This window comes from Winogradskyella eximia, assembly GCF_003386165.1.
GTDB lineage: Bacteria > Bacteroidota > Bacteroidia > Flavobacteriales > Flavobacteriaceae > Winogradskyella > Winogradskyella eximia.
The window spans coordinates 728,315-753,115 of the sequence record NZ_QRDV01000001.1; the positions used below are offsets into that span (position 1 = coordinate 728,315).

Consider the following 24,801-nt stretch of genomic DNA (forward strand, 5'->3'; position numbering starts at 1 on the left):
TGTATAGGATTGCTTCGGTTTATCACATAATTAAAACGAATAGCCAATAGCGAAGTTAAGCACAGGTTCGTCATATTTAAAATCGAAGCGTTTTCCTGGTGCTAATGACGGATCGTGGAAAGGTGCTGCCAAATCGAAACGAATAACAAAACCTTGTACATCAATATGCAACCCAAATCCGGCACCCATACCTAATTCATTGATGAAGTTAGAGGTGAATTTATCTTCTCCGTCAAACACAGAATTGGATTTAGAGTTCCAGACATTTCCAGCATCGGCAAATACCGCTCCTTTAAAATATGAAACTATAGGAAAACGATATTCTACATTGGCTTCTAGTCTAATATTTCCGGTTTGATCCCAATAGGTTACATCGTCGTTATTGCTATCGTCATTGTAAGTTCCTGGTCCTAAAGAGCGCGTTTTAAAAGCTCTAACACTATAAGGACCACCTGAAAAATATTGCTTTACATACGGAATAACATCCGAGTTTCCATAAGGTAAGCCGTAGCCAGCAAATAATCGTGTTGCTAAGGTTTGTGCTCTATCTTTACCGAAGTTAAGATGGAATCTTAAATCCAAATCGGCTTTAGCATATTGCGCATATTGCAATCCTAAAAATTCTTTAGGTTCGCCAGAAGTGGTTTCTTTTCCTAGTAAACTAATCGAATTACCTGCAACATCTAAAGTTGTGTTTAGGTAAAACTGATTAGGATCGTTAGCATCTACCATTTCGTTATAGGTAAATGAAAAGGTCATACCTGAAATAAATTGCTGATCGAAACTTTGTTGTAAGTATGAATTTTCGTCTAAAATAGCTTCAAATTCAGCAGTGGTATTTGAAAGTCTAGTGTAGCTTACGGAAATAGGATTAAATTGATAGGTTATAAATCTATTAGCATTCCAAGAGTACCCAAACTGTCCAGTTCCTGAGAGTAAAGTGTACAATTCACTCCGATTCAAATAATTAAGTCCAATACTTGTTTTTGTTTTTGGGATGGAATATTTAAAGAAATCCGTATTAATTTTTACAGGAAATAAAACACGAGGGAAAATGAGTTCCGTTGTTAGACCTAACTCTACACTGCTAAGTCCTGTGTTGTCTCCACTGATAAATTGCGATTCGTAACCAACATTTGTACTAATGTTAAACGTTTCACCACCATTAAACACATTACGATTACTGTAGGTTAGTGCTAAATGAGGTCCTGTATAGTTATTGGATTTGGTGACGGCTTGCAATTCGGCACGGACGGCACGTTTAGTTAATGGTGATAAAAAAATATTGGTTTCAAGAATACCTAAACTGTCTGTGAGTAGCGAATCAACTTCTTTATATTGAATGTTAACATATTTATACGCACCAATTTTAGATAAACGTCTGGCGGTATTTTTAGAATTTTCAGGACTGTAGAGATCTCCTTCATTTAGTGTAATAAATTCATCGAGGAATTTAGGTTTTATAAACAGTGTATCCTGTATGTAATTCTTATTGTTGAACCGTTCTGTTTTGGCGTATGTGGAATCTTGTAAGTCGTAATTAGCAAATACATTTATCTTTGAAATACGGTAAGGAATAGTCGCTTTTTTAGGAACTTCAGCTTTCAATTTTAAAAATAAATCGAAGCGTTTATTGTCGTATTGATTTGTATCTGCTTCAAAAATGAAAAAATCGGGATTGAGGTTATAATAGCCTTTTTTCTTTAGTTGCTCATCAATACGTTGGCGTTCTAATTTCATATTAGACAAATCGAAACGCATGCTTTTTTGAAATGGGGATTTGTCGGTTTCCTTTTTTACATCTTCATAGAGTGGTGACGGCATAGAATCGATCTGAAAACGTTCCATTTTATATGGTTCCGTGATTTTTAGTTTATAATTGATGGACGCCTCAATCTCTTTTTCTTCAAAAGCGGAAGTTGCAGTGCTATAGAAAAATCCTTTATTTTCTAGGCGATTTCTTAATACGTCTTCAATCTCAAAGGGTTCTACACTAGATTGATAAACAGGTTTTTCTCCTATTTGTTTATATAGCCATCTGTTGAGAAACCCTGGGTTTTTCTTTTGCATTTTGTAATAATAATACAAGCCTAAATGCATTCCCAAGAACTTAGAATTTGGTTCAGGTCTTAAAACGGTTTCTAATTCTGTTTTTAGTTCGTCTTCATTTTTTATGATAGAATCCGATTCAATTTCAATTTTAGCACCAGTGTATAAACGTTCGCCTTCAGGAATGTGTTTTTTTATACTGCATGAGTATAAAATCATTCCTAAGAAAATAAAAGAGATACTATGTTTTAAGATTCTTTTCAAGTTTAATTCTTTTTCTGTTCCATGCTTTCGTCTGTTGCTTCTTGCTGTTTTTCTTGTGCCCTTTTCTCGGCTTCGGATTTTGCTTTCTTTTCTTTTTTAGAGCGTAAAATAGCATCCCAAAGTTCGCTAAATTGGTTGAATTCTTTTGTAAATATTAAACTAATACCACTCACTATGGTTTGGCCATCTATTACATTTTCAAATTCACTTTTTCTAAAACCTTTTAGTCGGTATCTGCCATCTTCTGTTAACGCATATTCTAAGCTTACATTACCAATTACAGGTGTTTCCTCATCAGTGCTACTGCTGCCTTGTATATCAACGTCACTACCAACACTAACCGTTAATCTGTCGTTAAACAATTTTTTCTTTGCTGCGATTTCTAACTCGGTACGGTCGGTTGGTGAATCGCCTTGATAATCGGTGTAGCTGTTAAGTCCAAAATCGAGTTCGATACCAGTACTACCTAATATTTTATCAGAAAATGTATTCAGCTGATCGGATACCGCATCATTTAAATTGTCTCTTGCAATTGTAGCAAAGCCTCCGTCACTACCATCACTACCAGAATCTGGATAAAAACGATTGAGCACTAAAAGTGAAAAGACTTGGCGATTCAATTCTCCTTCTTGCTGGTTGACTTGTTGTACTCTAGAATATACTTGTCCGCTAATGGCACCTTGGTCTTCTTCCGGCATATCTAAGCCAAATGAAATTTTAGGTTGTAATAATTCGCCATCAATATTGAGGTAGACATTAAAAGGTAAAACTTCTTGGTATTTAGTTTTTACGGATGAATCTGAACCAGAAATTTGCGAAGCCATTAGTCCGTAAGCTGAAGTATCTAAATTGTATATGGCGCGTATATCTAGTTTCGCATCAAACGGATCGCCAGACCAAGTGACACGACTGCCTTGAGCAATTAAGAATTTTCGATTCACTAAATTGTAGAGGTTGAGTTCGTAATGTCCTTCTGAAATTTCATAGGCACCAGTGAGTGTGATTCGCCCATTTGGTTTCATGGTGAACACAAAATCGCCTTCACCTGAAATTTTAAAATTATCTCCAGTTTCTTCATCTATAATTATAGTGACTGCTGCGTTTTTTCCAACGTTGAATAATGCCGAAATATCAAAACCTTTAATTGTTGCTGTTTGTTCTTCAGTTTGGGTGAGAATAGCATCTCGATTTTCACGATTAACAAATACAACAACTCCATCACGTTCCTCTACACTGGCTACTGATGAAGGTAGTACATAAGTGAGATCTGTATCGGAACCTAAAGTAAGTTTGGCGTCTAATTTTGGGATTTGTAAATCGCCAGTTAGTTTAGCATTGGCGTCAAAAGTAACTTTGCCGTAAAATTCTTCGTTATCTTCTTTAGTGGCATTTAAGACTTGAAAATTGGAGGTTTTTACACTTAAATCGAAGGTTGGATTAATAAAACTCTCGGTACCAGCCTTACCAGAAAGTACTAAGGCGTTATTGTTTTCATCACGAATGGTGAAATCTTTCATTGAAAGGCCATCATTATTTATACTTAATGTTTCCTTAGCCATACTAAATTTAGTGTTCAGTTTAGCGACATTGAAACCAGCATTATTAAATGTTATGGAGCCATCGTATTTTAAATCTGATGTTGAACCTGTAACTTTAAAAGCACCAGAAAAACTACCATCAGCATCTTTAATTTCACCCATAGATAAGGTGTTGAGTGCTTGTATTTTGAATTCGTTGATATTAAAATCGAGATCGAGATTTGCTATGTTGTTAGTGACAGTGTAATCACCGACGAGATCAAAATCAATATCACCACCTTTTAGTCCAGCATTAAAAGCATAACTATTGTCGTCCAATGAATTTCCATTCACGCTTAAAGTCCCTAAATCGGTTTTAAGCATGTTTAATTGTTCAATACTTAAATCGGCTAAAATACCAGCATTGGTAAACGGATCTTCAAGAATAAAATTACCATTCAGTTGTCCGGTTGCTAATTCGGCTTCTGGATTTAAATAATTAAAGACGGCATTGATGTCAAAATTCTCGAATTCAATGGCAATATGCTCTTTTGAAATGTCTTCTAGTTTATCTGTAATCGCAATGGATTGATTATTTTGGTTGATTTTAAAGTTATTAAATTCGAGATGCTTATCTGTTAGGATGATTTCATTGTCTTCAGGAATTAACCATTTCTCTTTATTGAGAATTAAGCTATCTGGATTTACTGTAAATCTTAAACGCTCTCTGCTGCCAGTTATTTTGGTGTTGACATTCATGAGCTGCTCTCCTTGATGATAGCCCAAAAAGTTAAGCGCTAATTCGTTGTTGGTTTGGTGACCAGTTATGATGGTTTTAGGCACATCTAACGGACCAGCAGTGATGTTTTTAAAACCTAGATTAAAATTGAAATTTTCTTTGTCTGTATCCATAGAAAAAGCAAGACTGTCCAATTTATTGCCACTATAGTTAATATGTGGCGCTGTAATATTTGCTTGTAGTTGTCGCGCTTTTTCGTTGAAATCCACAGCCACGTTAATGGTGTCTAAACCTTGAACATTAACTAAGAAGACGTCATTCAGTAAAGGGGATTGCGAAATTTTACCTTTAAGGTTTAGGTTTACAAAATCACTAATTGTGTCTGAGACATTTTCATCTCTATAAAAATAACTTAAAACGTGGCGTTTAATCGCTTTACTAAACGTTTGAGGATTGGTGTTTGACTTTAAATCAAGATCTAAAATGTTGTTTTTAACAGAAACCGAAGTCGTGTCTGTATCCACATGCGCCATGGCTTTAATATCACCTATTAAATAACTTCTATTGTCATACACAACAACACCGTTGTCAATGTTAGCGCTAGCATCGTAAGTTTCACCATTACCTTTAAAATCTACAGTGACATTCATAGCCGTTTTAATATTACGACTCATTACACCAAGGGCTTCTAGGTTGGCGCCAATAACGTTAATTTTGACTTTAGCTTCAGGTGAAATAGAATCTAAAACCACAAAAGCATCTAGGTTCGCATTGAGATTACTGTCTTTGTATTGCGACTGAATATTTCCTGTTCCGTTTTTAATATCACCATTAAGATGAAGATCTTTTATGGCATAATTATTAAGTTGAAATTCAGAAATAGTAGTATCCAAAATGGCATCGAGCGTGTTAATGGTGTTTCCACTTCCTTCAGATGTAAGAGTAAGACTTAGTGTCCCAAATTGCGGATTGTTAAGCAATTCATTTACTTTATAATCTTCAATAGCGACTGTAGCATTAAACGCAATTTTATCCGTGTTTTTATAACTACCACCAATAGTCGCAAGGCCTTGAGAGCTTGTTAGTTTTGCTTTTGCTGAAATATCTTGTGGGTTGCCTTTGAGTTGTGCTACAAATTTCACGTCATTTGGAAAGCTAATTCCTAAGTCTTCCTCATTTACAAACTGAATTAAATCAGAGCGTTTTGTAACTGCTAAAAACTGTGGAATATCAAATTGAAGTGTTTCAGGATTGGTGACGTTTTGAAGCGTTCCTTTAGTGGAGATTTTTGTTGAATTTCCCCAGTTAAGTTCTGCTTTATTCAAATTAATTGATGCTAAAGTTCCGGAAGCATTTAGTTTTCCTAAAACTAGTTTTTTGCTTAATTTATTGAGGTATTCGTTATTTTTTAAATCAGGTTGAAATTTGAAAATCTCTGTCAATGAGAGTTGAAAGGCTGGGAGGTTTAAGTTGACCTTAGTAGTTTCAGGAGCTTCTATTAATTTTGAAAGTGACTGATACTCTAAATGCGCATCACCTGAAATTGAATTGTTATTTAATTTGAATTTTAAATCCTCCAAACGCATATCTTGGTCTGTAGCGTTGAAATTAACAGCCAATTGATTAAGGTTTAATCCTGAATATTCGTTAAAATTTAGTTGTTCTAAATCTAGTGTCGCTTTTTTATCTTTTAAAGAAATATCTTTAGCTTGAAGCGTAAAATTTGAAAGTGCAATGGCATTCGGGTTGAAAATGTCTTTTGTAGGTTTTGCATTACCAACGCTATAATTAATGTGATTGTTTTCAAAATCAATGGATGAGATATTAATTGTTAGTTGTGGCCAATCAAAAGTTGTGATGTCTGTTTTGACTTCGTCTGTAACTTCCTCTATTTTTTGTGTTAAGCCATTAATTTCAGCGTCTGTGGTTAAGCTGATTTTAGAATTTTTAAGCGTGATTTTTTTAAGATTGAAATCACTAGCTGCTAAATTTATGAGTGGTGATTCTGTTGAGAATTCCGAAATGTCAACATCTGCAATAAGTCGATCTGGTTGCGATTCGTAATAAGCAACGACATTGTTTAGCGCAATAGTTTCAAAAGCTAATTTTGGTAAAGGTGTATTTGAGGTTGTGGTGTCAATTGCCACTGGTTTTTGAATAAACTTGATATTAGCATCATTAAGTTCAATAGTTGAAGCATCAAAAATCATGTCTTCAATATTGGTGGTTTTCATATTAGCTTTCAACTTGCCAATTTTAAACCTCGAATCAATGCCTGCAACCGCATCATCAAAAATAACATCAAAATTCTTGAAATTTAAGTTGCCTAAAACAAGGTTTAGTGGAGTAGAGGTGGTGTCTGTTGCAACGGTTGTAGTGTCGGTAGAAGCAAAAGCATCAATTAGAAATTGAAAGTTATAACCTTCAATGCTATCTTTTCTAATCACATTAGCACGCAAGCCATCCCAATCTAAAGCATCGACTCCGATACCATTACCACTTATAATTTTAATTAGAGGCATATTAGCTTCCAATGATTTTGAATAGACTAAGGTGTCTCCTTTTTTGTCTTCGAGATATAAACCATCGAGTTGTATATCACCGTCAAACGTTATAAAGAGTTTTTCAATGGCAACTTTTGTTCCTGTTTTATTTGAAACGAAGCTAACGACTTTGTCCACAATGATACCTTGTCCCCAAGGACTACGAACAAAAAAAATCACCAAAAATAAAAACAAAAGCAGACCTAACAGTACGCGAAGCGTTCTGCGAAACCAACGAAATTTTCGTTTTTTTTGTATATGAGGTTCTGTGTTTTCGATTTTATTCAAGACTCAAAGATATACGAGTAAAAGTATTATAATGGTCTTTAATACTAATAATATTAACGCTTTCAGATAAATTTTTAACAATAGATCAAACTTTATTCGTTGAGATTTTGTTTTAAAAAGTCATGAGCTTTAATGAAAAAAGTATGATCAATAATTTTTATAGTTAAAGTGTGACTCATTTTTAATACGTCATTAAATATCCAATAGCTTTTTAATGACGGGTTTTACTGAATTTACAGTATGCCATTTATTAAGCTTGTCTTTAGTTAGCTTGTCAATGTCACTGACGTTAGAACTGCGTTTTAGTTCTAGGAAAATTTCTAATAATTTTTTGCTTCCACGTATTGGAGTGTCTCCCATTTCCTTTATTGCTGCGTTTAAAAGTTGAAATAAAAACGCATTATGTGTTTTAGAAATGTTGAATAAATTGGAGGTTAATAAATCCGTAAATCTTTTTAATGGAGCATATTCTCCAGCTTCTAATCTACCGATGAAACTACCTAAAAAATTATTATCTAATGTGCCTTCGTAATTTGCTTTAATCCAAATTTCGGCCGCCAACTCTCGGGATATTTTATCACTACACAAAAGTCCTGTAGCTAAAAACAGATAAGCACCTTCACTATAATCTGGTCGATTCCAAATGTTATATAAACCTTTTAGCAAATTAATCATGTTCTTTTTGCTCGATTCATCCCAAAACGTTGATTCTTTTAAATTATAATGCACCACCTGACTTAACAACATACTTGGATTATTTGGTGATAAATACAAGAATTTAATATCGTCGTGAGGCTGAATTGTAGTATAGTATTTTTGTTTTTTGAAATACATAAAACTGTAAATACTTTTTATTTTGACGGTATTTTTATTGAATTTAAATATGCCTTTCAGATTATCAATAAGTGAGTCTGAATCCTTTTTTTTAGTGTCGAAATCATGAAGCTTCAACTCTTTTTTTACGATTTTCTTTTTAATTTGTTTTTTGGAAGGGTAATCGTATTCTAAATAAAAATGATCTCTTAGTTTGCAATCCCACGTATAAGTTCCTATTTCCTTTTTTAAATTGGTAGATAGCTTATTTTGAAAATAATCAAGTTCATTAGTCTTGTTTTTTATGAGCACAGATTGTATCCATAACTCAGGTTGTTTGAGTTTAACGTCTTTTAATTCTGTTAAATTAAAATGGTATTTAAAGATTTGTTTTAATTCAAAATCAGAAATTAATTCAATTTGATCTGCAATCTCTTTTGGTATGAAATTAAAAGGCAATCGGCTAATCGCAATTTGAAAATCATAAAGCATTATCGTTTCATTTTGCTTTTCAAAAGCCACAATTCTATTAATTAAAGTGGTTGGATGAATCCAGCAAGGCGCATGTGTTGGCTTTGAAAGTAAATCTAAAGTTGAATTTTTCTGAATAAACGATTTTGACTGTATAAACAACGCATGATGGATTTGATAAATATAATCTGGAATGCTTTGTTGTTCTATTACTTTTAAATTTTCTTTATGGTGTTTAGAGTAAAATTTATCTTCTTTAAGTTTCTGGATTTTAGATTGCTTTTTCTTTTTAAAACTAGCAAGTTCAACCGGAAAACGCTTCATCAAAATTTCTGCAAAATCATTGATGTAATATGCGGCTTCATGTTCTAAATTTCCGATTTGGCTATTCCAATCGTAACTCAATGCTAAATCTAGAGACCGTTTAAAAATAGGTTCTAATTTTGCAACATTAGATTGGTCTAATAGTACATTTAATTTTGGTACATAATTAAGTAGTAAATCAATGTGGTAAACCTCATTATTATCAATGGCCTGACTTACAAAAAAGATGAGTTCATCTAAGGTTTTGTAGCTTTCTATTGCATTGCTCTCATCTAAAACATCTGTTGGTTCTATAATTTCAGGTTCTTCTATCTCTGCTTCATGTTCTGTTTTAGAAATCAAGAAATCTTTCAGTATTTCCTTAGAATTATGAAATAAATTATCAGCATACATACCGATGTCATTTGTTAATTCATCATCCTTTGGTTTACCATATTTTTCAATAAGCTTCGCAGCTCTTACTTGTATTTTTTCATCTACATTTATTAAGCCTTCAGCGGCTTTTTTACAAACTTCATTTTGAGAAGATTTGTGTATTTTTGCAATTTTATCTAAAATCATTAATGTGGATGTGACCACAGATTTTGTTTCAGAATTTAATAGTATCGATGCGTTTTCTATAAAGACAGTATGCTTAAATTTCTTTTGCGAAGCTGCAACTTTAAAATATTTTAAAACGGTATTAACTACTTTGGAATGTGGTGAATTTAATGCTGAGAAAAATGCGTCTTGAAGACTTAAAACTTCGTCAATGCTAGGATTTAATTTTAATAGTAAATCAAAAAACCAACCACTAAGTGTTTTGTTAAAACCTTTAGTTGAGGTGTGAAGTGTTGCAATTAAAACTCTATTTCTATCAAGTTTTTGGGTTTCTGTTAAATTTATAAATGTGTCAATCCAAATATCATTTCCACCTTTGTAATTGTCTAAATGCAAATAATTGTAATAGTTGTTTATTCCAGAGACTTCTTCAAATAAAAGCCAAATGTGCTGCTCTAAAGTGTCTTTGTGTTTTAATAATACTTCTGGCTTATAAATACTTTTGTTGACGTTGTTTTTCCATGAACTTTCTACGATGGCATTAGGTAATCTAGCTAGTATTAAGGCTTGTGATGGTTCAAATAAATCTTTTTGGTATAAGTCCATGAGTTTCTCATAAGTTAAATCCCAAGACATTTCGTCATTTATAAAATCACCAAACCATTTGGGTTTATACCAAGGAATTATATTTTCGAGATAATCGTCACTAACAGAAAGTTTGCTCACCTGAAAAAATGCTTTTTTAGTATCTGTTTTGTTAAAACACACATAGCAAGCTTTGTCTACAATATCCATTTTAGCCTGTGAATGCAAAGGCTTTGATGAATAAGAAACTCCCCATTTTGTCTTTTCATGAATATCATAACGCTCAAAAATTCTTGTTCGCAATGTTTTGAGAAAAGGAACGAGCTCTCGTTTTTGAGTTGGTGTTAAACTTTTTAAAAGAGGAATAATATCCTCTTCTCTTTCTACAATAGCTTCAATTTGTTGGGTTAGCATATTAGTTGTCTTTTGCTTTTTTCTTTACGGCTAAAATATGTTTGCAATCACCACGTTCCCCTTGGTTTTTACTAAACCAAGTACAGGTGCATTTTTGAGTATCACCTTTAATTATAACGTAATGTTGTACGCCAGAACCTTCCACTTTGGCTTCAATGTCGTTATCGTTTTTTAAGGTGATGACGACTTTATTCTCTAATAATAATTTTTCTGCTCCTTTCAGTCTTGGATTTAAGGCCATAATTCGATCGAGTTTAAACGGTAGGCGTCTGTAAAAAAATCCATTATTTTCAAGGTCAAAGCCCAATAATCCCATAGCAGATAATTTAGTTGCCAGTTTATCTATTTTGGAAACATCAATACCTTCTTCAAGAGACATTAAGGTTGGATTAAAAGTTTGGTTGGTGTAAGAATAATTATCAAAAGCTTTAATTAAATTTTCAGGAAGATCTTCGATTAAAGATTCTAAAGCAGCTCCTTCACCAGAAAAACCGCGCCAAAAATCTCTTGAAATGGAAAAGACAAAATTTAAGTCATTAAAACATAAAATGAAAGTTACGGATTGCATATCCTTTTGAGGATAGATTTTCATTTCATTGATTAAAGGAATTAAAGGTTGTAATAATTTAAGACGATGGATACCACCAATACATACAGCAGTATTAGATTTTAAAGGACTGAATAAATATTTATTACCACGTTTAATTAGAAAATAATCGGTTTTTACTTTGCCTGAAGGAATTGTTTTAAATAATTGTAGTGCTTGAATTCTATTTAAAGTTTGAGCATAATCTGATTCCGAAAAGTAGTGCTGAACTGTTGTTAAGCCTTTTATCCATTTACTTGGTAAAGGGACTTTACGTTCAATAAAACTGTCTCCTTCTTTATGAAAACCAACTTCTTTTTCTCCAACAGAAAGAATGAGATCGTCATTTTTCTTAATTTTTCCTAATTCGGAAATTAATGGAGTATTGAAGTCGACATTGGTGGTGCCATTTTCTATAAACTCACCATCTTGTCCATTTTCTAAAACATCGACTCTGGCATATACACCAGCACAATGTGAAAACCCTTCAAATCTAATTTGATTATTTCCAGCAGTAACAATAGGATCTTTCAATAATGCCAATTGAAAAGGTGAAAGATTAAAACTTGATTGTACTGTATTTGAAAGTGTAATTAAACAGCGTGATAATTCATATGGGTTATTTAATTTTCCCCAGAAAAAACAAGGAGAATTACCTTTTTCGACTTCGTTGAACTTTGAAAGTAATAAATTTTCTTTTCCTTTTGAAGATGTAATACTAGATTGGGAATTGTATTTATAACTTAAAGTTTCTGAAGCCATGTTTTTGTTCTAAATATACTAAAAATACATGGCCTAATAAGTAAAAAAAGCCGAACTAATCGTTCGGCTTTTTTAAATGTAATATCATATATTGTTTAAGCAACGTGCTGTACTAATTTTTCCTTTGATTTCAATGCCGTCGAAAAAATAGGTTTCAAAAAACGTGCTAATTGATCAAATTCTATTAAAAAAGCATCGTGGCCGTGTACGGATTTAATTTCATGAATATGTACGTTGTCTTTCACTCCTTTTAAATCCACATAAGTATTCCAGTTTTCATCCGCTTTAAAAAACAAATCAGAGTTAATAGTAATGATATGAATGTCTCCTTCAATTTTTGAAGCGACTTCTAAAAAATCAGTTCTGTTTCTCGTAATATCAATAGTGCGCAAAATTTGATTCATCAGTTTATAAGCCGCAACCTGAAAACGATTTTCTAGTGCGTTACCATGATAACTCAGCCAAGATTCAATATTGTAAAGGGCATCGTTTTTCTTAGTACGTTCAAATTTTTGTGTTAACGATTCTGGTGTGCGATATAAGGTCATGGCGTGCATTCTAGCATCCACTAGAGGTTGTGACGAGTTATTCAATATCGCATCTTGAATATGGCAATTCGCAATGACCCAATCCGTCGATTTCCAGTCGGTCGCAATAGGAATTAAATGTTGAATTAATTGGGGTTTTAATGCAGCTAATTCCCATGCGATTCCGCCACCAACAGAACCACCTATAACGGCAAATAAATTTTTAATTTCTAATTGCTCTATCGCTAAAGCAAATAGTTTTGCGATATCTCTTGCTGTAAAATCTTTATAGTTTTCTATGATATTTTCTGCATTATCGTCATATCCATTTCCAGGAATATTAAATGCTAGAATAGTATATAAATTAGTGTCGATACATTTATTTGTTCCAATTAAATCATTCCACCAACCGTGCTCACCAATAACATTAGAATTTCCAGTAAGTGCATGATTAACCAAGACAATGGGAGCGTCATGTAACGGTTTACCAAAAGTTTGGTAAGATAGATTTACAGTTGCGTGCTTGTCTGTATCAGAGGTGTAATTAGAAATATTTATGTAACGTAAATTTTCCATTTTAAGAATTAAATATTAAATAGATGCCTTTATAAAAAAGGCATCTATTACTAAACAAAACATGTTAAAGGCTAATTTTGAAGGGTTCTTTTTTGTTTTACAACTGCAAAGGCTTCCTTTAAATCGGCTTTTAAGTCTTCAATATTTTCTATACCTACAGATAAACGAATTAGATCTTTAGTAACACCTGTGGTTTCTTGCGCTTCGTCACTTAATTGTTGATGCGTTGTACTTGCAGGATGTATTATAAGTGATTTTGTGTCTCCAATATTGGCTAATAATGAGAATAGTTTGGTTGTGTCAGCAATGGTTTTTGCGGCTTCGTAACCTCCATCCACTCCAAAAGTGACAACACCACTTTGGCCTTTTGGTAAATACTTTTTAGCGAGTTCCTTGTATTTGCTGCTTTCAAGTCCAGGGTAATTCACCCATTTGACTTCTGGTTGAGATTCTAACCATTTTGCTAATTCAAGGGCGTTTTCACTATGCTTTAAAATACGTAATTCTAAAGTCTCTAAACCTTGAATAATTTGAAAGGCATTAAACGGACTCAAGGCTCCGCCATAATCACGTAAACCCTCAATTCTAATTTTTGCTATAAATGCGGCTGCTCCAATGGCTTCGCTATACACTAACCCATGATAGCCTGCAGATGGTTCTGTGAACTCTGGAAATTTTCCGTTGGTCCAATCAAAAGTACCAGCATCAATAATAATACCTCCAAGTGATGTTCCGTTTCCAGTAATATATTTGGTTAACGAATGAATAACAATGTTAGCGCCATATTCTATTGGGTTTAATAAATAAGGTGTAGCCACTGTATTATCTACAATTAGTGGTACTTTATATGCTTTTGCTTCTTTCGAAATCGCTTCAAGATCTAAAACATCTAATTTCGGATTTCCTAAAGATTCTACAAAAAAGGCTCTTGTGTTTTCTTGTGCTGCTTTTTCAAATTCTTCCGGATTTGAAGCATCAACAAACGTTGTGGTAATACCGTGTCTTGGTAAGGTAACACTCAATAAATTGTATGTGCCTCCATACAAGCTGCTAGATGCAACGATGTGGTCTCCAGCTCTTAAAAGTGTTAAAAGTGTAGTGGAAATTGCTGCAGTACCTGATGCTGTCGCAACCGCTGCAATTCCGCCTTCTAAAGCGGCTAAACGTTGCTCTAAAATGTCGTTTGTTGGATTGTTTAGACGAGTGTAAATAAAGCCAGGAACGGAAAGGTTGAATCGTCCGGCTGCATCATCTGAATCATTAAAGACATATGATGATGTTTGGTAAATAGGAACAGCTCTTGTTCCTGAAGTTTGATTAGTGTCGTGACCTGCGTGCAACGCTTGTGTTGCGAATTTTTGTGTACTCATTTTTCTAAGTTTTTGAGTTAATAAATGATTAAACCAAAAGCCAAATAAGCCTCGTTAGAAGCATACTTAATAGAAAAATATTATAAAGAAAATGCTAATTACAGATGGGTAATTAGTCTTGAGTTATCTATCCAATTTTCCGATTAATGAATCGAATAATTAAGTAGAATTTAGCACCTTCTTAGTAAATCTAAGGGTTGCTAAGGCTTCATAGGGTCATTCCCTCCGCCTTTCTTGATAACATTTCAGTAAGTGTTTGAACTTTGTGAGCACAAATATTGCAACACAAAATCTAGAAATCCTAATAATTTGTCAATTTTGTGAGTTTTTTATGAAATTGATAAATTTAAGAGCTTTTCTTTGCTAAATACTTAGTTTGGATTATTACGCCAACAGGTTTGTTTTCAATTTTACTCTCTAACCAAGAAATAATATCGAGATATAAAAATGCGCGTCGCTCATACGGATGATCTTCAAAAGTCTTTAAAGTTTTGTGTAATTCTTTAAATGCATTTTTAAGATCATGCGGATAAATATCTTGAAGTCCTCTAATGAATTTTATCATTTCTTTTTGGACCTCATGGAGATCATTCATTTTAATTAAAAATTTATAAGTGCTTCGTAAAAGCGTCTCTAAATGATAATCTAAACCAGCTTCATAGTGTGCAACAAGATTTAAAACTCTAGAGAAACAGAGTAAATCTTCACGCATAGAAAGCGTTTTGTTTGAGATGATTTTATCTAAATATTTAATACACTCTTTGTTGTTTCCAGCACCAAAATGTAAACTCGCAAATTTGTAATAAAATATCATTTTGTGATGAGGGTCAATTCTATTACTAAATGGAATTAAGGTTTTTTCAATTTTAGGAATAAGGTGAAGTCCTTCTTCAAAACTACCATCAATAAAGTGTTTGTTTATACTATGAAAATTAGAGTAAAGGAAAACTAAAGAGGCCACATTTTCATCTGTTGGGAAATTGTTTTTTTGAACCGTAGCTTCAAATTCAGAGAATTTCTCTAAGAATTTTGGCTTGTTGCCAATAAAGAATAAGGCTTCTAAAAGATAGTTGTTACCTTTAAGAAAGAAAACAGGATTGAGGTTAATCATGCTTGGGTTTTCGTAAAATAAATTCACCCATTTTGAAGCATATTTATAACAATTCAAAAAATCTTGAAGTAAAAAACTTTGCCATAAATTTGCTTTATATAGCCACAATTTTTCTCTAAATCCTAATTTTTCGATTTTAACTTTTGGTAGACTTTTGTTGAAATAATTAATAACCATATTGGCTTCTTCTTCATTTCTAATGTAGCCTGTTTTTAGAATTGTACTATAAAGTTGAAGTGATAAATTACTTAGTTTACTAGCAATAACATTAAGTGAACTTAATTCTTTGGCTTGTATAGCTAATTCATCGGCACGTGTGCTTATGCTTCGTGTTATGTATTGTGATTCAATTACTTTTTCAAGTTCAACAATTTCAAATGCTGAATTTTTTTCTTCGTTTACAATAGCCAATTCTTTGGCTTTGTCTAAAATTTTTAAGCTTTGTTTGTATAGACCTTTGTGGTATAAAATAGATGCAAAATCGAGTTGCTCTCTAATTTGTAAACGTACATTTTGATGTGATGGATTTAGCTTTAAACTAATTAAAATTTGTTTGTATAAATGTGCTTTTACGTTGGCAAGTTGTTGCTTTTTTACGATGCCACTTTTTAAAATAAAAGCTTCATTATACGTTTTAGCTTTGTCCAAAAGATTGAATAAATTCAAGAATTTAGAATCTGAATTGACACCAAGTCTCCCTACATAAAGTTTAAATTGCCGTTTTTCAGACTTTGTAAGTGACTTTATGAGTGAAAATAAATTATCTTTTTGGTCTTTAGTTATCAATATAAAATGTTGTTACTTGTCTGTAGGTCAGTGTTTTGGTTTTTGATTTTAGTTTTGAACATCGTAAAGTTAATTGAATTGTAAACAGTTTAATCAAATTCAAAATATAAATTCGTAAGACAATACTAAACTATATTTTGATATATGTCAAATAACAATATACAAATCTTTGATACAACACTACGCGATGGAGAGCAAGTTCCAGGCTGTAAACTCAACTCAGAACAAAAAGTTGTTATTGCAGAACAGTTAGATACGCTTGGTGTTGATGTTATAGAAGCAGGGTTTCCCGTCTCGAGTCCAGGTGATTTCAAATCTGTAGAAGCAATATCAAAAATTGTTAAAAACGCTACAGTTTGTGGTTTAACAAGAGCTGTAGAAAACGATATAAAAGTAGCTGCAGAATCTTTAAGGTTTGCTAATAAACCTAGGATTCATACAGGAATAGGAACTTCTGAATCTCATATTTTGCATAAATTTAAATCGAACAGAGATGCTATTATCGAACGTGCTTTTGAAGCTGTAAAATATGCAAAGTCATTTGTTGAAGATGTTGAATTCTATGCTGAAGATGCAGGACGAACAGATAATGAATATTTAGCAAGAGTATGCGAAGCAGCAATTAAAGCTGGTGCAACAGTATTGAATATTCCTGATACAACAGGGTATTGTTTGCCAAGCGAATATGGTGCAAAAATAAAATACTTAAAAGAAAATGTAAAAGGTATTGAAAAGGCTATTCTGTCTTGTCATTGCCATAATGATTTAGGTTTAGCAACAGCTAATTCTATTGAAGGTGTAATTAACGGAGCGCGTCAAATAGAATGTACAATCAACGGTATTGGTGAGCGTGCAGGAAATACGGCTTTGGAAGAAGTGGTGATGGTCTTAAAGCAACATCCATATCTTAATTTAGATACCAATATTAATACGTCTATGCTATATGGTATGAGTCAATTGGTCAGTGATAGTATGGGTATTTATACACAACCAAACAAAGCAATTGTTGGTGCAAATGCTTTTGCGCACAGTTCAGGAATTCACCAAGATGGTGTGATAAAAAATAGAGCAACTTATGAAATTATTGATCCTAAGGATGTTGGTGTCACTGAGTCGGCTATTGTGTTAACAGCAAGAAGTGGAAGAGCAGCCTTGGCTTATAGAGCAAAAAATGTAGGTTATGAACTTACCAAATTACAGTTAGATGATGTATATGCTAATTTTTTGAGTTTTGCAGATAGAAAAAAGGAAATCAATGATAATGATATTCATCAAATTATAGAAACGAGTAATGTGTATCAACAAATAATTTCAGCATAAAATAGATGGGTAAAACATTATTTGACAAAGTTTGGGATTCGCATGTGGTCAGTACTATAGAAAATGGACCGCAAATATTATATATAGATAAACATTTAATACATGAAGTAACAAGTCCACAGGCTTTTAATGAATTAGAAGATCGTGGAATTCCTGTTTTTAGACCCAATCAAATTGTGGCCACTGCAGATCATAATACTCCAACATTACATCAAGATCAACCCATAAAAGATGAGTTGTCTAGAAAGCAATTGGAGCAATTATCTGAAAATTGTAAAAAGAATAGTATAACATTATACGAATTAGGACATAAATATAACGGTATTGTGCATGTAATGGCTCCAGAGTTAGGGGTGACACAACCAGGGATTACCATGGTCTGTGGTGATAGTCATACGTCTACACATGGTGCATTCGGAGCCATTGCATTTGGTATCGGAACCAGTCAGGTGGCTCAAGTATTTGCAAGCCAATGCTTGTTGCTTACAAAACCAAAAAGCTTAAGAGTTACAGTTAATGGTAAGTTGAGAAATGGTGTTTTACCCAAAGATGTGATTCTGTATATTATTTCAAAATTAGGAACCAATTCTGGTACAGGCTATTTCTGTGAGTATGCTGGTAATGTGTTTGAAGACATGAGTATGGAAGGTCGTATGACGGTCTGTAACATGAGTATAGAAATGGGAGCAAGAGGAGGAATGATTGCTCCGGATGAAACGACTTTTGAATACGTAAAAGGTAGAGAATTTGCACCAAAAGGGGAGGAATTTGATAAGAAAGTGGCCTATTGGAAAACATTGCCAACAGACAGCGATGCAAAATTTGATAAAGAATACAGCTTCGATGCAGAAGATATTGAGCCAATGATTACCTATGGAACGAATCCGGGAATGGGAATTAAAATTTCGGAGACGATTCCTGTAGATGAAAATCCATCGTTTAAAAAATCTTTAGCTTATATGAATTTTGAAGTTGGAGAAAGCTTGATTAATAAACCTATCAATTTTGTGTTTATAGGAAGTTGTACCAATTCTAGAATTGAAGATTTTAGAGTCGCAGCCAACTATATAAAAGGCAAGAAAAAAGCAGCTAATGTTACGGCTTGGTTAGTACCAGGAAGTAAGCAAGTAGAAACTCAAATAATTGAAGAAGGTTTAAAATCTATTTTCGATGAAGCCGGATTTGAATTGCGTCAACCTGGTTGTTCAGCGTGTTTAGCAATGAATGATGATAAAATTCCTCAAGGAGAATATTGTGTCTCAACCTCTAATAGAAACTTCGAAGGTCGCCAAGGGCAAGGTTCAAGAACGATTTTAGCAAGTCCTTTAGTCGCTGCAGCAACAGCTGTAGAAGGTAAAATTATTGATATTTCAAAGCAATTGAATTGATATTATCCTGCAATGTTTCAAAAACTTTGTAGGTAATTAAAATGAATTAAAAGAAGATACCCACTTTTGTGGGCATTACTATGGAAAAGTTTACAACATTACAATCGAGAGCCATTCCATTACATATTGAGAATGTAGATACCGATCAAATTATACCTGCTCGTTTTTTAAAAGCAACGGATAGAAAAGGATTTGGTGACAATGTATTTAGAGATTGGAGATATCACAAAGACGGAACAATTAATACGGATTTTGTATTAAATGATTCAAAATACTCAGGAAGTATTTTAGTTGCTGGAGATAATTTTGGCTGCGGATCGAGCAGAGAACATGCAGCTTGGGCCATAACAGATTTTGGATTTAAAGTTGTGGTGTCTAGTTTTTTTGCTGATATATTTAAAGGAAACGCCTTAAATAATGGTTTGTTACCAGTACAGGTTTCGCTAGCCTTTTTGAGTGACTTAATGCAGCGAGTTGTGTCCAATCCAGAGACAGAATTAGTGGTTGATCTCGAAAAACAGATCATTTCAGTAAAAGATTCAGAATTATCGGAAAATTTTGAAATCGATGCCTACAAAAAAACATGTATGATCAATGGTTATGATGATATTGATTATTTGATAAATAATAAAGAACAAATTGAAGCTTTTGAAGCTCAAAAAATATACTAATAATTAAAAGTAAGATTTTCGTTAATTCGGGAATTAATTTTTCTTCGATGAAATTAAATATAGCAATTTTACCAGGTGATGGTATTGGTCCAGAAGTAACGAATCAAGCTGTGAAAGCTTTGAAGGCGATTGCTTCAGAATTTAATCACAATTTTAAATTTACAACAGCAGATGTTGGTGCTGTTGCCATTGATAAGCATAATGATGCTTTGCCAGATGAAACATTACAACTTTGTAAAAAAAGTGATGCCATTTTATTTGGAGCTATTGGTGATCCTAAATATGATAACGATCCTTCTGCAAAAGTACGACCAGAGCAAGGTTTACTTAAATTGCGTAAAGAGTTGGGATTGTATGCTAATATTAGGCCTGTAAAAGCCTATAAAACATTATTAGATAAATCGCCATTAAAGAAACATATCATCCAGGGGACAGATATTTCTATTTATAGAGAATTGACTGGTGGTATTTATTTTGGTGAAAAACAGACGTCAGAAGATGGTGATTATGCATCAGATTTATGTAGCTATTCTCGAGAAGAGATAGAGCGTATTGCACATTTAGCATTTGTTGCTGCTGAGCATAGAAATCATAAAGTGACTTTAGTAGATAAGGCTAATGTTTTAGAAACCTCTCGACTTTGGAGACGTGTAGTTAAAGAAGTTGCAGAGCAATATCCAGATGTTACACTCGACTTTTTATTTGTAGATAATGCAGCAATGCAAATGATTTTAAATCCAAAACAGTTCGATGTGATTTTAACAGAGAATATGTTTGGTGATATTATAAGTGATGAAGCTAGTGTTATTGGAGGTTCTATTGGATTGTTAGCCTCAGCTTCAGTGGGTGATAAATATGCGATGTTTGAACCTATTCATGGTTCCTATCCTCAAGCTGCTGATAAAGGTATTGCAAATCCGATTGCGTCAATTTTATCTGCTGCTATGTTGTTGAGTCATTTTGAGTTACATAATGAAGCAGAATTAATTAGGTTAGCTGTAGAAAAATCATTAAAATTAAACATTACAACGCCAGATATAAATTCGGTGGTAAATACAGTAACAACCTCTAATGTTGGTGACTTTGTTGAAGATTTTATCTATAATCCAAAAGATACAAACCTCAACTTTAAGAATATCCATTTAGGGCAATCAACAATAATATAATTAAAAAAATAATGCCCACACAACCAAAATTAACACGCTTCAATCAAAATGTATTGTCAAAATATCAGATATACAATAGTATATTTATGACTTTGCCTTTTGACGCTGTTACAAAAACAGGAGCACTCTTACCGTTATTTCACGAGACATGTCAAAAAGGATTTGCAAATCAAGATAACCCTACGGCTATTGTTGATTCGTTCTTTAAAAAATATCAAGCCAGACGCTCTTCTGAAAGTCAGGTGAATTTGTTATTTCGATTTATTCAATATATAGAAAGGCAAGTAGTATTGTTTGATGCCATTGAAGATGCTGCATTTCCTGTGGTTAATAATATGGATGGTATTGGAACTTTAAGGAGTTTAAAAGAAACTGTTACTGCAGAGGGCAAACTAGATACGCTTAAGCAATATTTAGAAGAATTTAAAGTAAGAATTGTATTAACAGCGCATCCAACACAATTTTATCCAGGTTCGGTATTAGGTATAATAACTGATTTAACTGAGGCTATTCGTGAGAACGATTTATTAAGAATTAATGATTTATTAGCACAGCTAGGAAAAACACCATTTTTTAAGCACGAAAAACCATCACCTTTTGATGAAGCAGTGAGTTTAATCTGGTATTTAGAAAATGTATTCTATAAATCTTTTGGAGGTATATATGATTATATTCAACAGAATATATTCGATGGTGAACAAATAGAAAACAATATTATTAATATAGGTTTTTGGCCAGGAGGTGACAGAGATGGAAACCCTTTTGTAACGCCAGAAATTACGTTGAAGGTTGCTGGTAGATTACGACTTTCAATTATTAAGAATTATTATAGAAACGTAAGGCAATTAAAAAGAAAGTTAACGTTTCAAGGAGTCGAAGATCGTATGGGTAATTTGGAGCGTGAACTCTATAGTATCATAACAAATGAAGCTTCTGATTTAACGTTGGAGACTTTTGTTTCGGAACTAAAAGTGGTGAAGCAAATTATTATCGACAAGCATCAATCTTTGTATGCCGATGAGTTGAATAGTTTGATTAACAAAACACATTTATTCGGATTTCATTTTGCGAATTTAGATATCAGGCAAGACAGCCGTAAGCATGAGCAGTTTTTTAATGATATGGTGAATGCGTTACTTGAGAGTGGTAGCGATATATTTCCAAAAAATTATCATGACTTACCAGAAAGTGAACAAATTAAAATTTTATCTAAAGTTGAAGGGTCTGTAGATTTATCTCTAATAAAAGATGAAGAAACTTTAATGGCTTTAGAGACAATTAAGGCGATAAAAACCATTCAAGAAACAAATGGAGAGCAAGCTGCAAACCGTTATATAATTAGTAATAACCAATCGACTTTGCATGTAATGCAATTGTTTGCGATGTTAAAATTAGTGGCGTTTCAAGATGATTTAACTGTAGATATTGGACCATTATTTGAAACTATTACCGATTTGGAAAATGCTCCAAAAGTGATGCAGGACTTATATACGAATCCTGATTATGCGAAACATTTAAAAGCAAGAGGAAACAGGCAAACTATTATGCTTGGTTTTAGTGATGGTACTAAGGATGGTGGTTATTTAATGGCAAATTGGGCGATTTATCAAGCTAAGGAAAATTTAACTAGAGTATCTAGAGAGCATGGAATAAAAGTGATTTTCTTTGATGGACGTGGTGGGCCACCTGCGCGTGGTGGTGGAAAAACGCATAATTTTTATGCGTCTTTAGGGCCAACAATTGAAGATGAAGAGGTGCAATTGACTATACAGGGTCAGACCATAAGTTCTAATTTTGGAACTTTAGAATCTGCGCAATATAATTTAGAACAGTTGATTAGTTCTGGTATTGGTAACAGTTTAAGTGATGCCGATTTAAGTATGCAGCCAGAGAACAGGGAGGTTATGACTGACCTGGCAAATCGCAGTTATGAGGCGTATGCAAATTTCAAAGCGCATCCTAAGTTTATCTCATATTTAGAGCATATGAGTACGCTTAAATATTATGCGAAAACAAATATTGGTAGTCGTCCATCTAAAAGAGGTAAATCGGAAGGTTTGGTTTTTGAAGATCTAAGAGCGATTCCATTTGTTGGGTCTTGGAGTCAATTGAAGCAAAATGTACCAGGCTTTTTTGGAGTAGGTACAGCATTGAAACATTATGAAGATATTGGTGAGTTTGATAAAGCACAGCATTTGTTTAAAACTTCAGCTTTCTTTAAAACATTAATAGAGAATAGTATGATGTCTTTGTCTAAGTCTTTTTTCGACTTAACGAGATATATGGCAGAGGATGCAGAGTATGGAGAGTTCTGGAATGTTATTTATCAAGAATATGAAACTTCAAAACGTTTAATTTTAAAACTTACGGGTTATAAAGAATTGATGCAAGAAGAACCTTCTGGAAAAGCTTCGATTGCCGTAAGAGAATCTATTGTATTGCCATTGTTAACGATTCAGCAATATGCTTTAAAGAAAATTCAAGAGCTAGAAAAGGCCGAGGTACGAGATGAAGAGCAGATTAAAATCTTTGAGAAAATGGTGACTCGTTCTTTGTTTGGTAATATTAATGCTAGTCGTAATTCGGCATAAATTATCTATATATTAAAAAATAAAAGCGTGTTAAATTTTTAGATTTAGCACGCTTTTATTTTTTTAAATAATTAAAAACCCCTTAAGCTCTGTGCTTAAAGGGTTTTTCCTAACAAATTAATTATCTAAACAATTAATTAATCTTAAATATTATTAGTGTTCATTCAGTCTAAAATCTGGATATGCATCCATACCGTGTTCGTGAGCGTCTAATCCTTCTAGTTCTTCTCTTTCGGAAACTCTAATGCCAACCGTTTTCTTCATTATAAAAATAATTAAGAATGAAGAGACAATACAAATCGCGGCATAAGAAACAATACCTATAAGTTGACTTACAAATTGTGCTCCTCCTGCCAGATTTCCAAAGATGCCAATAGCAAGTGTTCCCCAAATACCGCAAACTAAATGTACAGCAATGGCTCCAACAGGATCATCTAATTTTAATTTGTCAACTAGTGATATTGCCAATACAATAATTGTACCTGCGACAGCTCCAATAATTATGGCGTCTGTAGGGCTCATTTGGTCTGCGCCAGCAGTAATACCAACAAGACCGCCTAAGATACCATTAAGAAACATTGTTAAATCTAAATTCTTATAGCGTAAGGTAGATACTAGGGCAGCAACTACACCACCAGATGCAGCGGCTAAACAAGTGGTTACTAGTGTTAGTGATGTTAATGCTGGATCTGCGGATAAAACAGAACCGCCATTAAAACCAAACCAGCCTAACCAAAGTATAATAACACCAGCAGTTGCAAGTGGGATATTGTGTCCAGGTATTGCTTGTGGCTTTCCGTCTTTAAATTTGCCGATTCTAGGTCCTAAAAGACAAACGGCTACAACTGCGGCCCAGCCACCTACGGAGTGTACTAGTGTAGAACCTGCAAAGTCATAAAATGGTGTTTCTAATGTTTGTAAAAATCCACCTCCCCATTTCCAAGAACCTGCAATTGGGTAAATTAGGCCAACATAGATGATTGTAAAAATCATAAATGGTCCAATCTTCATACGTTCTGCTACGGCTCCAGATACTATGGTTGCGGCTGTTGCGGCAAACATGCCTTGGAATAGGAAATCTGTCCAATAGGTATAGCCTTCGTTGTAAGCTAAATCTAAAGTTCCTGCGTCAGTAAGTGGAGAGTCTAGTCCAAATCCTGCAAATCCGAATATTCCTAAATCACCAGATTCAAAACCAGGATACATTAAATTAAAGCCTACTAGGCAATAGAGTAGTAAGCCTATTGTGATAATAAACATATTTTTAAATAGTATGTTTATGGTGTTCTTTTGACGTGTCAATCCAATTTCTAAAAATGCAAAGCCTAAGTGCATAAAGAAAACAAGTGCTGTACAGATCATCATCCATACATTATTTATAGTAAGTAATTCCATGTTTT

Annotated in this window: 13 protein-coding genes and 1 riboswitch; of the genes, 5 read left to right on the forward strand and 8 right to left on the reverse strand. The window is 33.5% G+C overall.

The features are described 5' to 3' along the window. Positions 1-30 precede the first annotated feature (30 nt). The 7 genes from tamL to DFQ10_RS03175 all read right to left on the reverse strand — a co-directional run bounded on the left by tamL (position 31) and on the right by DFQ10_RS03175 (position 16,262). Positions 31-2,313 (reverse strand): translocation and assembly module lipoprotein TamL, encoded by a 2,283-nt coding sequence (gene tamL, locus DFQ10_RS03145; protein WP_394347237.1) that lies wholly within the window; start codon positions 2,311-2,313, stop codon positions 31-33. Between the two features lie 2 nt (positions 2,314-2,315). After that, positions 2,316-7,292, reverse strand: coding sequence for a translocation/assembly module TamB domain-containing protein (locus DFQ10_RS03150; RefSeq protein WP_245940602.1), 4,977 nt, complete (start codon positions 7,290-7,292; stop codon positions 2,316-2,318). A gap of 300 nt (positions 7,293-7,592) precedes the next feature. Then, on the reverse strand, positions 7,593-10,547 hold the full coding sequence (locus DFQ10_RS03155; RefSeq protein ID WP_115815961.1) for a DUF6493 family protein: 2,955 nt from the start codon (positions 10,545-10,547) through the stop codon (positions 7,593-7,595). Between the two features lies 1 nt (position 10,548). Next, positions 10,549-11,895 (reverse strand): SWIM zinc finger family protein, encoded by a 1,347-nt coding sequence (locus DFQ10_RS03160; RefSeq protein ID WP_115815962.1) that lies wholly within the window; start codon positions 11,893-11,895, stop codon positions 10,549-10,551. A gap of 95 nt (positions 11,896-11,990) precedes the next feature. Beyond that, complete coding sequence (locus DFQ10_RS03165) at positions 11,991-12,998, reverse strand: alpha/beta fold hydrolase (RefSeq protein WP_115815963.1); 1,008 nt, start codon at positions 12,996-12,998, stop codon at positions 11,991-11,993. 71 nt (positions 12,999-13,069) lie between these two features. Next, complete coding sequence (locus DFQ10_RS03170) at positions 13,070-14,368, reverse strand: O-acetylhomoserine aminocarboxypropyltransferase/cysteine synthase family protein (protein WP_115815964.1); 1,299 nt, start codon at positions 14,366-14,368, stop codon at positions 13,070-13,072. Positions 14,369-14,488: 120 nt separating this feature from the next. Further along, positions 14,489-14,612: riboswitch (SAM riboswitch) on the reverse strand. 102 nt (positions 14,613-14,714) lie between these two features. Next, complete coding sequence (locus DFQ10_RS03175) at positions 14,715-16,262, reverse strand: hypothetical protein (RefSeq protein ID WP_181897586.1); 1,548 nt, start codon at positions 16,260-16,262, stop codon at positions 14,715-14,717. Positions 16,263-16,409: 147 nt separating this feature from the next. Between DFQ10_RS03175 and DFQ10_RS03180 the strand changes: the two genes are divergently transcribed. The 5 genes from DFQ10_RS03180 (at position 16,410) to DFQ10_RS03200 (ending at position 23,401) form a co-directional block, all read left to right on the forward strand. Beyond that, positions 16,410-17,585 carry a 2-isopropylmalate synthase gene (locus tag DFQ10_RS03180; protein WP_115815966.1) on the forward strand — a complete coding sequence of 392 codons (1,176 nt, stop codon included), beginning with the start codon at positions 16,410-16,412 and terminating at the stop codon, positions 17,583-17,585. Between the two features lie 5 nt (positions 17,586-17,590). Beyond that, on the forward strand, positions 17,591-18,973 hold the full coding sequence (leuC, locus tag DFQ10_RS03185; RefSeq protein ID WP_115815967.1) for a 3-isopropylmalate dehydratase large subunit: 1,383 nt from the start codon (positions 17,591-17,593) through the stop codon (positions 18,971-18,973). Positions 18,974-19,053: 80 nt separating this feature from the next. Next, a complete protein-coding gene (gene leuD, locus DFQ10_RS03190; RefSeq protein WP_115815968.1) occupies positions 19,054-19,644 on the forward strand; it encodes a 3-isopropylmalate dehydratase small subunit in 591 nt (196 codons plus the stop codon). Positions 19,645-19,691: 47 nt separating this feature from the next. Continuing rightward, complete coding sequence (leuB, locus tag DFQ10_RS03195; RefSeq protein WP_115815969.1) at positions 19,692-20,810, forward strand: 3-isopropylmalate dehydrogenase; 1,119 nt, start codon at positions 19,692-19,694, stop codon at positions 20,808-20,810. Between the two features lie 11 nt (positions 20,811-20,821). Further along, a complete protein-coding gene (locus tag DFQ10_RS03200) occupies positions 20,822-23,401 on the forward strand; it encodes a phosphoenolpyruvate carboxylase (protein ID WP_115815970.1) in 2,580 nt (859 codons plus the stop codon). Between the two features lie 153 nt (positions 23,402-23,554). Here DFQ10_RS03200 and DFQ10_RS03205 read toward each other — a convergent pair whose 3' ends face one another. Then, positions 23,555-24,796 (reverse strand): ammonium transporter, encoded by a 1,242-nt coding sequence (locus tag DFQ10_RS03205; RefSeq protein ID WP_115815971.1) that lies wholly within the window; start codon positions 24,794-24,796, stop codon positions 23,555-23,557. Positions 24,797-24,801: the final 5 nt, after the last annotated feature.

Bases quoted from the DNA above. Each gene is read 5' to 3' on its own strand.
- DFQ10_RS03205 (WP_115815971.1), bottom strand. From the start codon at position 24,796: ATGGAATTACTTACTATAAATAATGTATGGATGATGATCTGTACAGCA.
- DFQ10_RS03155 (WP_115815961.1), bottom strand. From the start codon at position 10,547: ATGCTAACCCAACAAATTGAAGCTATTGTAGAAAGAGAAGAGGATATT.
- DFQ10_RS03170 (WP_115815964.1), bottom strand. From the start codon at position 14,368: ATGAGTACACAAAAATTCGCAACACAAGCGTTGCACGCAGGTCACGAC.
- leuC (WP_115815967.1), top strand. From the start codon at position 17,591: ATGGGTAAAACATTATTTGACAAAGTTTGGGATTCGCATGTGGTCAGT.
- DFQ10_RS03200 (WP_115815970.1), top strand. From the start codon at position 20,822: ATGCCCACACAACCAAAATTAACACGCTTCAATCAAAATGTATTGTCA.
- DFQ10_RS03165 (WP_115815963.1), bottom strand. From the start codon at position 12,998: ATGGAAAATTTACGTTACATAAATATTTCTAATTACACCTCTGATACA.
- DFQ10_RS03180 (WP_115815966.1), top strand. From the start codon at position 16,410: ATGTCAAATAACAATATACAAATCTTTGATACAACACTACGCGATGGA.
- leuD (WP_115815968.1), top strand. From the start codon at position 19,054: ATGGAAAAGTTTACAACATTACAATCGAGAGCCATTCCATTACATATT.
- leuB (WP_115815969.1), top strand. From the start codon at position 19,692: ATGAAATTAAATATAGCAATTTTACCAGGTGATGGTATTGGTCCAGAA.
- DFQ10_RS03160 (WP_115815962.1), bottom strand. From the start codon at position 11,895: ATGGCTTCAGAAACTTTAAGTTATAAATACAATTCCCAATCTAGTATT.